We start from the raw sequence: 12,992 nt of genomic DNA, 5'->3' as shown, positions 1-12,992 counted from the left end.
GGATGAAGGGAAAAACATGCGAAATATTCGACCGTTCATGGCCATCCTCATCGTTGTCGGCCTCATGCTGCTATCCGGCTGCGCCTATGTGGATGTCAAATCGCCGCTGGATGTGGATCTGGACAGGACTACGCTGGGTGAGAAAAAAGGCGTGGCCGAGGCCCGCAGCGTACTGTGGCTGTTTGCCTGGGGCGACGCCAGCTACGCGGCCGCAGCCGCCGACGGCGGCATAACGACCCTGCGGCACGCCGATCAGGAAGTTTTCAACGTCCTCTTCGGCCTCTATACCCGCTGGCGGGTGGTGGTCTATGGAGATTGATGCCATCCGACTGACCGTGGCAAAGGTTCGTTTCCTGCTGCTGGCGACGATTCTGATGGGCTGTTTGGCCGGATGCGGCACAGGCCCCCTGGTGGGGATCGTCTATACCCGCGTCAAGCTGCCCCTGACCCGGGATCTGAAAGCCGCCCCCATGCCGGCGCAACCGCCTGGTTCCAAGCACACCATCGAGATCAAGGAGCCTTTCACCGGTTTCGGCATGTACGCCCGGGTAAACAGCAATGCCCTGGGGGACATCGCCCGGCAGAACGGTATGACCCGGCTTTATTTTGCCGATCAGGAAGTGTTCAGCATTCTCGGTATCTATAAAACCCATCGAGTCATTCTTCATGGGGAAATTGATTCAGAGCCGTGCGAGACGACTGCGGCACCATGACCGGAGAAGCGCGATCCGCCGGTAAGTGGGGTGACTACCGTTTTGCAGTGGTTATTCCCACCTACAATCACGGTGGGCGGGTGGCGGCGGTGGCGAGGGAGACCCTGGCGCTGGGCTGGCCGGTCTTCGTGGTGGACGACGGCTCCACGGACGACACGGCCAAGCGGTTGCAGTCGGTTGCCGGCCTGCACGTGATCCGGCATGCTGTCAACCGGGGCAAGGGCGCTGCTTTGATCAGCGGCATGGGGCGTGCCTCGGAGATTGCCGATTACGCCATCACCATGGACGCCGACGGCCAGCACGATCCTGCCGACGCCCTCAGACTGGCGGAGGCTGCGGCGATCAACCAGCGCGTCATTGTCGTGGGCCGGCGAGAGATGGCCGATGCCCCCTGGACCAGCCGCAAGGGACGGGCCTTTTCCAACTTCTGGGTGCGGATTTCCGGTGGACCGAAACTGGCCGACTCCCAGAGCGGCTTTCGGATTTATCCGCTTCCCGAAACCCTCGATCTGGGAGTGGTTTCCCGTCGCTTCCAGTTCGAAGTGGAAGTGTTGGCAAGGGCGGCCTGGCAGGGAATCGGGGTAGTGGAGGTGCCCATTTCCGCCCGATATGGCGCGGACCTGCCCCGGATTTCCCATTTTCATCCCTTTGTCGATTTCCTTCGCAATTTCGGGGCCTTCAGCCGTCTCATCACCCGACGGGTGTTCACCCCCGCGCTCTGGCGAACCGGCAGCCGGCGCGAAACGTCGAGTCGCGGCCAGGGAGCGTCGTACAGAATCTTATGAAGCTGTTGTTCTACCGCATCCTTACCCTGCTGACCCGGTTTTTCGGGTCGTGGTTCTTTACCCTGGTTTCCGGCGGCATTGCAGCCGGGTATTTTCTTTTTTTCCCCGGTCGGGTCGCCGTGGGAATCGATTTTTACCGCGCCCTTTTTCCCCGGCGAGGACAACTGTTTCATCTCTGGTGTACCTTCAGGCAGTTTCTGGATTTTACCAACGTTTTTCGGGACCGGCTGCTTCTGGCCGATCGGGGTGGGGGGATGACCACCACTTTCGACGGTTGGGAACGGCTGCGCGATGCCATGAAGGGCTCCGGCGGGGTGCTGCTCATGTCCCATTTGGGCAACTGGGAAGTGGCCGCACGACTGCTGAAAAAGACCCTCCCGGATTTAAAAATGATGCTGTATATGGGCGCAAAACAGCAAGAGCAGATCGAAGCCATGCAAAAACGGGTCGTCCGCAAAAGCGACATCCGCATTGTGGCCGTGGACGAATCCGGCGGGTCGCCGCTGGATATTGTGGAAAGCGTCCGCTTTTTGCGGGAAGGCGGCCTGGTGTCACTGACCGGTGATCGGATCTGGCACGCCGAGCAGCGCACGGTCACTGTCCGATTTCTGGGGCAACCCGTACATCTGCCTGCGGCGCCCTATCTGCTGGCCATGGCTTCCGGCGCCCCCATTTTCGTTTTTTTCGCCCTGCGCACCCGAGGACGCCACTATCACTTCTGCGCCTCGACGCCGATTTTCATCGATGCCGCCGATCGTGCCGAGCGTGACACGGCCGTCGCCCGGGCCGCCCAGCAGTATGTCGACCTGCTTGAAAAGACCGTCCGGTGCCATCCTTTTCAATGGCACCATTTCGAGCCCTTTATCGGCAAATGAGCCAACCATTGCCCCTTTGTTTTGAATTCCTGGCGGTTTTGTAGTAGAGAGCAGGGCTTGTTGACCCCATAGTTGCATACCAACATGGGAAAATCATTGTACCTGTTTAAAAACATAGACAAATAAAAACAACAGCCAGGCATTATAGGAATGCACCAGATGTGAGTCGCTGGAAAAACAATGATTTTCTCATGTTGGTACCCTTGCGGGAAAGCCGGAGCAATCCAGATCCGTCGTTGCCAAGGGATTGCAGTAGATTACTACGGCGGCACCCTTGGCGCCTTGGCTCTGAATCGCTCCGGCTTTTGCAACGTTGGGGTTGAATATGCGACAGGATGGAAACGCAATGACACGCGACGAGATCCAGAAGGCGATCATCGCCATTTTTGCCGATCAGTTCGAGATCGACAATCCAGGGTTGGAAGACGACCTGCGGGAAGTACACGAATTCGACAGCATCGACGCCATCGAACTGCTGCGGGAGATCGAGATCCTGCTGGGCGCTCAGTTGTCCCGAGACGAGAAAAAGGCGGCAATGGAGATCCGTACCATCAACCAGATCGTGGATTATGTGGTGGGGTTGGACGCAAGACGGAGGTCGGAAGACTGAGGACTGAAAACTGAAGACGGATTTTTCCTTCAGTCCATTGCCGCCAGGCTTCGGCCAACGCAACCAACGCAATCAACCCAATAAACCAATTTACCCGACACCCCCTATGGAACGAAGAGTCGTCATTACCGGCGGAGCCGCCATCACCCCCATCGGAAGTACGCGGGAGGCCATTGTCAGGAGCCTGACCGAAGGGCTTTCCGGCGTTCGCCGGATGAAGGATGACGACCTGCTGGTACCGCATATCCACTGCAAGGTTTTCGGAACCGTGTCCGATCCGCCGGTATTCGATTTTGTCCGCCGGGACCGCAAGACCATGGGGCCGGTGGCCTACTATGCCTGTCAGGTAGCCAAGGAGACCCTGGCCCAGTCAGGCCTGTCCGACGATTTCATCCAAAGCGGCCGCCTGGGGGTGGCTTTCGGCTCCACCCACGGCAGCCCGACGGTTCAGCGGGACATTTACCGCACCTTTTTCAGCGACGACAATACCAAGCTGCACAATGTCGGGGCCGTGGACTACCTCAAGTCCATGGTTCACACCACGGCGGTGAACATCACCAAGATGTTCGGCATCCGGGGGCGGGTGATCAGCTCCTCCACGGCCTGCACCACCTCCAGCCAGTCCATCGGCTTCGGCTACGAAGCGGTCAAATACGGACTGCAGGACGCCATGCTCTGCGGCGGAGCGGACGAGTACGACACCACTACCGTGGCGGTGTTCGACAACCTGTTGGCCTGTTCCACGGATTTCAACGACACCCCCCAGCTCACCCCGCGTCCCTTCGACAAGAAAAGGGACGGCCTGGTGGTCGGCGAGGGCGCCGGCTGTGTGCTGCTCGAAGACCTGGATGCGGCCAAGAAGCGGGGCGCCAAGATTCTGGGAGAGGTGATCGGTTTTTCGTGCTACAACAACGGAGGGGATCTGATTCTGCCCAATCGGGAAGGCATTGCCCTGGCCATCGAGCAGGGCCTGGCCAATGCCCGCATTGCTGCCACCGATGTGGACTGGATCAGCGCCCACGCCACGGCCACCAAAATGGGGGATGTCACCGAGGCCCAGTCCATTGCCGCCGTGTACGGCAACCGTCCTTTCGTCAGCGGCCTCAAAAGCTACATGGGCCACACCATGGGCTCCTGCGGGGCCATCGAAACCCTGATCGCCCTGTATCAGATGGCGGATGGCTTTATCGCCCCCACTTTGAACCTGGAGACGGTGGACGAGCGGTGCGCCATGCTCAATCACGTCACCCGGCTGATGGAAGCGCCGATTCATATTGCATCCATTCAGAATTTCGCCTTCGGCGGCGTCAACACCTGTCTGTTCGTCAAAAAATTTTCCGGATAATGCAGGAGCGGCTTCCAGCCGCGATTTCGACATGATCGCGGCTGGAAGCCGCTCAATAGAAGTGCTCACCATCATTTTACAACAATGACGAATCCATCCCGACAAAATTGGCTTCATTTTCTCAAGGATCTGATCGTCACTCTGATTCTGTGGGGCTACTACACCGTCGGCTTCGTTTTTCTTTTCGCACCTTTTTACCTGTTCGCACGGTTGTTTTCCAGGGATGTCAGCCAGTCTTTCCAACGTCTCAACGCCCGTTTTTATCGCTGGTTCTTTATTCTGCTGCGGTTGCTGGCGCCGGCCTGCCAATGGCAGGTGGCTTCCGAGGTAAATACCATCCGGGGAGCGGTGATCGTCGCCAACCATGCCTCCTACCTGGATCCGATCTTTCTCATCTCCTTTTTCCCGCGACACACCACTATCGCCAAAGATCGGCTGTTTCACATTCCTTTATACGGCCGTATGCTCCGGCTGTCCGGCTATATCCCTTCCGCTGCCGGCGGTGCGATGGCCGATCTCATGCTGGAAGCAATGGAAAAGATGCCGGCCTTTTTATCTGCCGGCGGCAACCTGATCGTTTTTCCCGAGGGCACCCGCAGCCGCGATGGCCGGATCGGTGCACTGAACACGGGAGCCTTTAAAATCGCCAGGCTGTGCAGGGCACCCATTCATGTGCTATATCTGGAAAACACGGCGCGGCTGTTCCGACCGGGCCGGTTCCTCTTCGATACCCGAACGGCCAATACCATCCGGGTGGCGCACTTGGATTGCATTCAGCCCCGATACGATGATCCCGGGTTTTCCCTGACCGGCTTGATGGACCATGTTCGGGGCCTGCTCACGTCCCGCCGGTCGCGGGAGGATTGACGCATGCCCTTCGCGATATCGGGCTCGAGACAAACGGATGGCATTGGAGCGGCTTCCAGCCGCGATGATTCCAATGCATCAACTCAAATATTCCTGGAGCGATAATGAAAATCCTGCTCATGTCCATGCCTGACGTGGCGCCGGTGATCATGCACGAGTCGGCATTTCACATGCCCAACCTGGGCATCGCCAGCATCGGTGCCAACATCGACGACGGACACGAGGTTTATGTGGTCGATCTGATCCGCAAGCGCTGGGGACTGCGAAAGCATCTCGAGCGCATACTCACCGCCATCCGGCCGGACCTGGTGGGCCTTTCTGCAATGACCTGGCAATATGCCACCTGCGCCAAGATCATGCGTCTGGTCAAACAACTGCTGCCCGAGACCAGGATCGCCATCGGCGGCTATCACGCCACACTGATGTCCGAAGAAATCGCCGAATCGGAAGATGCCCCGCACATCGACTACATGGTGCGCGGCGAAGGGGAAGAGGTCTTCCGGCGACTGGTGAACGCCCTGGACGGCAAGGACCGCCTGGCAGACATCCCTTCCTTATCCTTTAAAAAAGAAAACGGGTTCGTCCACAACCCCAAAGGGGAACTGCTGGATCTTTCCCGGCTGAAGCTTCCCATCCGCGACCAACGACGCCTGACCTGGGGTTACCACATCATGAACCGCAACGTGGAAGTGATGGAGACCTCCCGGGGGTGCACCCGCAACTGCAACTTCTGCAGCATCCGGCACATGTACGGGCGCTCCTTTCGCCCCTTCCCCTTAGAACGCATCCTGGCGGACATCGACGACATCTACTACAAACGCAAGGTGCGCTGGATTTTCGTTTCCGACGACAACCTAGTGCTGGACCCCGAGCGGGTGATCCGGCTGTGCGATGCCATCATCGCCCGCAACTACCGCAACCTGTTCTTCGTTGTACAAGCTGACTGCGTGACCATGTCCCGCAACGAGAAAATGGTGGCCCGAATGGCCCGTGCCGGCTTCAAATCCATTTTTTTGGGAATGGAGAACGCTTCCAAAAAAAACCTGGCGGCGGCCAATAAAGGCGACATCCTGGACGCCTCGAAAAAGGCCGTGGAGATCTGCCACCGTTACGGCATCATGATCGTGGGGGGGATGATCTTCGGTTTTCCCGATGACGGCGAAGAGGAGATCGTCGAGAATTACAAATTCCTCAAATCCACCGGCGCGGATACCGCCTATTGCCAGATTCTCACGCCCTATCCCAAAACCGGCATCCGCCAGCAGCTGCTGGACCAGGGACTGGTGACCAATCCCGATGACTATACCCGCTACAACGGCATGTGGGCCAACGTAAAGACCCGTAGACTCTCCTCCGACGAGCTGCAGTTCCTGTTCTGGTACCACAACCAGGCGGTCATGGGCTGGTGGAATCCTTCCGAACGCATCCGCAGCCAGGGCCGCTTGTGGACCTCCATCTGGCTGTATGCTTTCAAACCGCTGCTCAAGGTCATCATCGCCCGGGAGCAGAAGCGGTTGGGATGGCGGGGACGGTTCCAGCGGGAGATCCAGGCCCGTGCGGCGGTGAACCGGTTTGCTGATCTGGACGATCTTTGAATTATTTTTGAAATACAATTAAAAAAGTAATGTAAAAAATTTGACACAGTAAAAATCCGATTTATGGTTTGCTCATCAAATAAAACCACGGGCGCTTGAAATGCCCGGAACCTGGAGGAGTGAAAAATGAGCAAAACCATCGGAATCGATCTTGGAACAACCAATTCCTGCGTAGCCATCATGGAAGATGGCGACGCCAAGGTGATCGCCAATGCCGACGGCGGTCGGACCACCCCGTCCATGGTGGCCATCTCCAACAGCGGAGAGCGCCTCGTGGGCCAGATCGCCAAACGCCAGGCCGTAACAAACCCTGAAAATACGGTCTTCGGTGTTAAGCGGCTGATCGGCCGGAAGGCCGACGACGGCGAAGTCGTCAAGGACAGGCAGAATCTGCCCTATGCGGTTACCCAGGCGGAAAACGGCGACGTTCGCATTTCCCTGCGAGACCGTCAGTACAGCCCGGCGGAAATTTCGTCCTTTATTCTCGCGGATCTGAAAAAGTCGGCGGAGGCCTTCCTGGGTCAGCCGGTGACCGACGCGGTCATCACCGTACCGGCCTATTTCAATGACAGCCAGCGCCAGGCCACCAAAGATGCCGGCAAGATCGCCGGACTCAACGTCAAGCGCATCATTAACGAGCCCACGGCGGCATCGCTGGCCTATGGACTGGATCGCAAGAAAGAAGAAAAGATCGTCGTTTTCGATCTGGGCGGCGGCACTTTCGACATCTCCGTTTTGGAGATCGGCGACGGCGTATTCGAAGTCAAGGCTACCAACGGCGACACCCATCTGGGTGGCGAGGATTTCGATTTGCGCGTTATCGATTACCTGGCTGGTGAGTTCAAGCGCGAGCAGGGCATCGACCTGCGCAGCGATAAAATGGCCCTGCAGCGGCTCAAAGAGGCGGCGGAAAAAGCCAAGATGGAGCTGTCCACCGCCATGGAAACCGACATCAATTTGCCCTTTATCACGGCCGATGCCAGCGGTCCCAAACATCTGAACATCAAGATGACCCGGGCCAAGCTCGAATCCCTGGTGGCGGACCTGCTGGACCGGCTGGAGGGTCCCTGCCGGACGGCCATGAAGGACGCGGGATATTCCAGCGGCGACATCGACGAGGTGATCCTGGTTGGCGGTATGACCCGTATGCCGGCGGTGCAGCAGCGGGTGGAAAAGATTTTCGGCAAGACGCCCAGCAAGGGGGTCAATCCCGACGAAGTCGTGGCCATGGGGGCCGCCATTCAGGGGGCCGTTCTGGAAGGGGATGTCAACGACGTGCTTCTGCTGGACGTTACCCCGCTTTCCCTGGGCATCGAAACCCTGGGCGGCGTCATGACCAAGCTGATCGAAAAGAACACCACCATTCCCACCCACCAGAGCCAGGTGTTCTCCACAGCCGAGGACAACCAGCCGGCCGTGACGGTGCACGTCCTGCAAGGGGAGCGGGAGATGGCCGCGGACAACAAGACCCTGGGCCGCTTCGAACTCACCGGCATCCCGCCGGCGCCGCGGGGCACGCCTCAGATCGAAGTCTCCTTCGACATCGACGCCAACGGCATCGTGGAAGTGTCGGCCAAGGACATGGCCACCGGCAAGGCCCAGAGCATTCGCATCACTTCATCCTCGGGTCTCTCCAAAGAGGAGATCGACCGGCTGGTGAAGGATGCCGAAATGCATGCCGATGAAGACGGCCGGAAGAAGGAGCTCGTAGAGGCCAAGAACAGCGCCGACGCCCTGATCTACAGCACGGAAAAGAGCCTGAACGAGATGGGCGCCAACGTGGACGGCGGCTTGCGCATGGAAATCGACGATGCGGTGGCCAACCTGAAACGGGCCTTGAAAGGAGACGATGCGGCAGAAATCCGGCAGTTGACCGAGGTGCTTACGCGCTCTTCCCACAAGCTGGCCGAGTCCATGTACCAGCGCCAGGCAGATCCGCAGAACCCCGGGGCGCAACCCGGCCAGACCGGCGGAGGGAACGCCCGGGCCAAGGCTTCGGACGACGATGTGGTGGATGCCGATTTCCAGGAAGTGGCCTGATGGCCGCGGGATGAAATATAAAACTGTTGATCAAAGGCCGGGGATTTTCCCGGCCTTTCATTTTCCCGGCCTGTCGATGGGTTTGTAAGTCGAAATTAATTCTACGGGACATCCCTTCGGGGACCGCTTGTAGGGGCACGGCGCGCCGTGCCCCTACGAAACGAGCATTGAACCCTAACCGGACTGGTGGTATAAAGTTTGTCGCAACACGTTCATAAAAGCGCGTATTCATTTTCTGGACGGACACGAACCAACGGATAATTTCGATATGAAAAAATGTTTCCCCCTGATCACGCTCACCCTGGCTCTTTTGCTTTCTTTCGGCTGCACCAAAAATCACAACCGCGAGGAGCCCATCGTCATCCCCAAGGATGCAGCCAAAATGGAAGTGGCGTTTTCCTGGGAGGGCGTGGAACCCTGCAGCCATGTAAGCCCGGAGATCCGGGTGTCCGGCATCCCGGCCGGTGCCAAACGACTGCTCGTCAAACTGAAGAATATCAGCGATCCGGATTGGAATCAGGGGGGCGGCGATATCGAAAATGACGGTTCCGGCGTGATTCCCGCCAACGCGCTGGACATCGGGTACAACGGCCCCTGTCCGCCTTTGGGCCAGCGGCAAAAATACGAATTCCGGGTGATGGCCGTGGATGCCGAAGGCACGATCATCGGCTTCGGCAAGGCCCGTGAATCCTACCCGCCGAAGAAATAGCAGTACTATCAGGTCTATCTGGAGAATTTTTTCCTGTCCCTCTGATCGGACTGAATGTGGGTGAAGATCGGTGATCGGTTTGTAGAAACCACCGAGCCTATGACTACCCTTTCGCCTTTTCACGGCACTCCGGACAGATGCCGAAAAAATCGAGTCGGTGGCGGGTGATGGAAAATCCGGTCAGCCTGACGAGTTCCTGGGTCATGTCCTTGAGCGCCGCAATATCGGGGTCGAGGATTTTCTTGCAGACGGTACAGACCACATGGGGATGGTCGTAAGGTTTGTTGCCGTCGTAGCGATTGCTGTCGTCACTGAAACCGAGTTCGAGAACCTGGTTGAGATCCTTGAGCACCGCCACGTTTTTGTAGATGGTTGCCAGACTGGTGGTGGGAAAATTCGGTTTGACCCGGGCGTAAATCGATTCCACGCTGGGATGGCCTTTGCTTTCGGCCAGTATTTTCAGGATGGCCAGACGCTGGGGGGTAATCCGATATTGATTCTCCCGCAGGGTATTGACCATTTCACGCAGTCGACTTTCAGGATCTGCCATGGGTACGATTTCCCCGTGTGTTTTTAAGGAAAATGATTATCAATTAATATCAAGATCGAACAACACTGTCAATAGCGGTTAGAATCGGTCGGTATTTGTCCAATTGACAACGTTAACCGCTATCACCAATTTATCCATATCATCGTATTAAATAGGCGCTGGATGCATCACCCATAGGATTTCTGCGGATTGACGACATGGACAATCGAAACGATCGAGAACCTCTACAAAAGGCCTCTTTGCGTGAGGCCCTCAAATTCTGGACCAAGCTCGGGTTTATCAGTTTTGGCGGGCCAGCCGGCCAGATCGCCATCATGCACCGTGAAGTGGTCGAACGCCGACGCTGGGTGGGTGAACATCAGTTTTTGCGGGCGCTGAACTTCTGTATGCTGCTGCCCGGTCCCGAAGCCCAGCAGCTGGCCACCTATATCGGTTGGCGCATGAACGGCACCTGGGGCGGCATCGCCGCCGGGGCATTGTTCGTGATCCCATCTGTCTTCGTCATGATGGTGCTCAGCTACCTGGCTGTGGCCCATATCGACGTCCCGGCGGTGGCCGCGGCTTTTTACGGCATCCAGCCGGTGGTTGCGGCCGTGGTGGTGGAAGCGGTGCTGCGCATCGGAAAAAAGGCCCTCAACCACGGTGTTCTTTACGGATTTGCCGTGGCGGCTTTCATCGCCATTTATTTTTTCAAGGTGCCCTTTCCCTATATCGTTGCGGCGGCCGCCCTTGGCGGAATGATCCTGGAGAGGTGGCTGCCCCAGGTGTTCTGCAAGGGCACCTTCGACGAAGGAAACCGCGAGTGTCGCACAGAAGAAGAGGACGATGGTCTGCCAAACAGCGTCGCGCCTTCCGTTTCCCATGTTATTCGGGTACTGCTGTTCTGTATGGCGCTGTGGGGGATCGTGGTAGGAGGGGTGTGGGCCTGGCGGGGGATGGAGGACGTCCTGAGCCAGATTGCCCTCTTTTTCACCAAGGCGGCCTTTGTCACCTTTGGCGGTGCCTATGCCGTGCTGGCCTACATCACCGACTTTGCCGTGGGCCACGGCTGGCTGTCTACCCAGCAGATGATGATCGGACTGGGATTGGCCGAATCGACGCCAGGTCCGCTGATCATGGTGACCCAATACGTGGGCTTTCTGGGCGCCTGGAATCTCACCGGAGGTCTTTCGCCGTTGACTGCCGGTGTGCTTGGGGCCCTGATCACCACCTATGTCACTTTCCTGCCCTGTTTTTTCTTCATCTTCGCCGGAGCGCCCTTTGTCGAAGCCCTGGCCGGCAACCGGCGCATCCAGGCGGCCCAGTCCGGTGTGACCGCCGCCGTGGTGGGCGTAATCCTCAACCTCGGTGTCTGGTTCGGTGCCAAGGTGATCCTGCCCGATGCAGGCATTGACGGGTTTGCCCTGGCCAGTTCGATGATTTCTCTCATCGTGCTGCAAAAATTTCATTTTCCGATCCAGTACCTGGTGCCCATCGGGGCGATGTCAGGCGTGTTGTGGCGGCTGGTTTTGTCGTCCTGACGGGAACTGCTTAATTAAGGTTCATCTTGACAAGCGGCTTTTCGTTTGTTAGCGAACGTTCGTATGCAAACGAAAAGCCCCCAGCCACAATATTTCATCTGCTCGCTGGCCACCCGGGCTGTCCGCCGGATGATTGCCTATTATAACCAAACCCTTGAGCCTTTGGGGTTGACGGCTCAGCAGGTCATGGCCCTGGGAGTACTCTGGCAGGAGGATGGAATCAGCCTGGGAGAATTCTCCCGGCAGGCGGGCATGGGCAAGGCCGCCGCCGTGACGATGATCCAGCGTCTGGAGAACATGGGCCTGGTCGCCAAAGCTGCCGATCCCAAGGACGGCCGCCTCAATGTGTTGAATCTGACCCGAAAAGCCAGGGAATTGGCTCCGGAGATTTTGTCCGCGGCAGCTGCGCTCGAAAAAAACATCGAGCAAGCCGTGGGAAAGGAAGATATGGCCGGCATGATCCGGGGGTTGAAAGTCATCCGGAACATGGAATTTTAGCTCGTACCCATCCAGAAATGGCCAATTTGCCCGATATCTTTGTTGCGCGAAAAATTTACTCCTCGAAATATCAACTATATGTACCCCAAGGGCACTTCCTTCGGGGCGTCTGCGGGTAAATTTTTCGTGCGCCTCGATCTCGACCAAATTTGCCTATTTCTGGATGGGTACTTTCTCAAAGAAAAAGACGGGTATTCAAATGGACCTCATCAAGACAGCAGTTGACAACGGCTGGACCTCGTTGTCCGAATATTCATCCAAACAGGTGCTGAGAACGTGTGGCATTCCTGTTACCCGGGAATTCCTGGTTCAAAATACCGAAGAGGCCGTAGCTGCTGCCGGAAAGATCGGATATCCCGTGGTCCTCAAACCCTGTTCCCGGGACCTGATGCACAAAAGCGAACTGAACTGCATTGAACTGGGACTTTCCGGACCGGAGGCGGTCATACAGGCCGTTGGCCGGATCCGTGAAAAGATAACTACCCCCCTGGAAGGCATTCTGGTCCAGGAAATGGTGGCCGGCGACCGGGAACTTGCGGCCGGGCTGAGCCGGGACCCCCAGTTCGGTGCTTGCGTCATGCTGGGATTCGGCGGGGTTATGGCCGAGGTGATTGCAGAACCCGTGTTCAGGGCCGCTCCTTTCGACAAGATCGAAGCCATGGACATGGTCCGGGATTTAAAATACCGATCCATGCTGGATGCGTTCCGCGGGCAGGCCCCGGCAGACGTGGAAACCCTCTGCCGTATTTTCGTTTCTCTGGGCCTTTTGGGCCTCGACCGGCCTGAAATCGGTGAAATCGATATCAACCCCCTGATTGTTTCCCCGGACGGCACCGTCAAGGCGGTGGATGCCCTGATTGTTCTGGAAGGAGTACAACGGTGACG

Annotated in this window: 14 protein-coding genes; 13 read left to right on the top strand and 1 reads right to left on the bottom strand. The window is 57.6% G+C overall.

The genetic code is table 11. From position 1 onward, the window contains the following. The first annotated feature begins 16 nt into the window (after positions 1-16). From GN111_RS18795 to GN111_RS18750, 10 genes are all read left to right on the top strand, one after another. Positions 17-319, top strand: a complete 303-nt coding sequence (locus tag GN111_RS18795) for a TRL domain-containing protein (RefSeq protein WP_170302363.1) — start codon at positions 17-19, stop codon at positions 317-319. Further along, a complete protein-coding gene (locus GN111_RS18790; RefSeq protein ID WP_155305220.1) occupies positions 309-713 on the top strand; it encodes a hypothetical protein in 405 nt (134 codons plus the stop codon). Before GN111_RS18795 ends, GN111_RS18790 begins: the two co-directional genes overlap by 11 nt. Continuing rightward, positions 689-1,498 (top strand): glycosyltransferase family 2 protein, encoded by an 810-nt coding sequence (locus GN111_RS18785; protein ID WP_231715492.1) that lies wholly within the window; start codon positions 689-691, stop codon positions 1,496-1,498. The genes GN111_RS18790 and GN111_RS18785 overlap by 25 nt, the downstream gene beginning before the upstream one ends. Further along, on the top strand, positions 1,495-2,373 hold the full coding sequence (locus GN111_RS18780; protein WP_155305219.1) for a lysophospholipid acyltransferase family protein: 879 nt from the start codon (positions 1,495-1,497) through the stop codon (positions 2,371-2,373). Before GN111_RS18785 ends, GN111_RS18780 begins: the two co-directional genes overlap by 4 nt. Before the next feature lie 346 nt (positions 2,374-2,719). After that, a complete protein-coding gene (locus tag GN111_RS18775; RefSeq protein ID WP_155305218.1) occupies positions 2,720-2,983 on the top strand; it encodes an acyl carrier protein in 264 nt (87 codons plus the stop codon). A gap of 106 nt (positions 2,984-3,089) precedes the next feature. Further along, positions 3,090-4,328, top strand: coding sequence for a beta-ketoacyl synthase N-terminal-like domain-containing protein (locus tag GN111_RS18770; protein WP_155305217.1), 1,239 nt, complete (start codon positions 3,090-3,092; stop codon positions 4,326-4,328). Positions 4,329-4,412: 84 nt separating this feature from the next. After that, complete coding sequence (locus GN111_RS18765) at positions 4,413-5,195, top strand: lysophospholipid acyltransferase family protein (RefSeq protein WP_155305216.1); 783 nt, start codon at positions 4,413-4,415, stop codon at positions 5,193-5,195. A 104-nt stretch (positions 5,196-5,299) separates the two neighbouring features. Continuing rightward, entirely contained in the window at positions 5,300-6,790 is a 1,491-nt protein-coding gene (locus tag GN111_RS18760) for a B12-binding domain-containing radical SAM protein (RefSeq protein ID WP_155305215.1), read from the top strand. Positions 6,791-6,916: 126 nt separating this feature from the next. Continuing rightward, positions 6,917-8,830 carry a molecular chaperone DnaK gene (gene dnaK, locus GN111_RS18755; RefSeq protein ID WP_155305214.1) on the top strand — a complete coding sequence of 638 codons (1,914 nt, stop codon included), beginning with the start codon at positions 6,917-6,919 and terminating at the stop codon, positions 8,828-8,830. A 268-nt stretch (positions 8,831-9,098) separates the two neighbouring features. Next, complete coding sequence (locus GN111_RS18750; RefSeq protein WP_155305213.1) at positions 9,099-9,539, top strand: YbhB/YbcL family Raf kinase inhibitor-like protein; 441 nt, start codon at positions 9,099-9,101, stop codon at positions 9,537-9,539. 103 nt (positions 9,540-9,642) lie between these two features. On the opposite strand, the gene GN111_RS18745 is transcribed toward GN111_RS18750, so the two are convergent. Beyond that, a complete protein-coding gene (locus GN111_RS18745; protein WP_155305212.1) occupies positions 9,643-10,089 on the bottom strand; it encodes a Fur family transcriptional regulator in 447 nt (148 codons plus the stop codon). 197 nt (positions 10,090-10,286) lie between these two features. Here GN111_RS18745 and chrA point away from each other — a divergent pair, with 197 nt between their 5' ends. The 3 genes from chrA to GN111_RS18730 all read left to right on the top strand — a co-directional run bounded on the left by chrA (position 10,287) and on the right by GN111_RS18730 (position 12,990). After that, positions 10,287-11,609, top strand: coding sequence for a chromate efflux transporter (gene chrA, locus GN111_RS18740; protein WP_155305211.1), 1,323 nt, complete (start codon positions 10,287-10,289; stop codon positions 11,607-11,609). Positions 11,610-11,672: 63 nt separating this feature from the next. Next, positions 11,673-12,107 (top strand): MarR family winged helix-turn-helix transcriptional regulator, encoded by a 435-nt coding sequence (locus tag GN111_RS18735; RefSeq protein WP_155305210.1) that lies wholly within the window; start codon positions 11,673-11,675, stop codon positions 12,105-12,107. Between the two features lie 199 nt (positions 12,108-12,306). Beyond that, a complete protein-coding gene (locus GN111_RS18730) occupies positions 12,307-12,990 on the top strand; it encodes an acetate--CoA ligase family protein (protein WP_155305209.1) in 684 nt (227 codons plus the stop codon). Positions 12,991-12,992: the final 2 nt, after the last annotated feature.

The organism is Desulfosarcina widdelii, from assembly GCF_009688965.1.
Classification (GTDB): domain Bacteria; phylum Desulfobacterota; class Desulfobacteria; order Desulfobacterales; family Desulfosarcinaceae; genus Desulfosarcina; species Desulfosarcina widdelii.
This window is presented reverse-complemented; position numbering and strand designations above follow the sequence as displayed.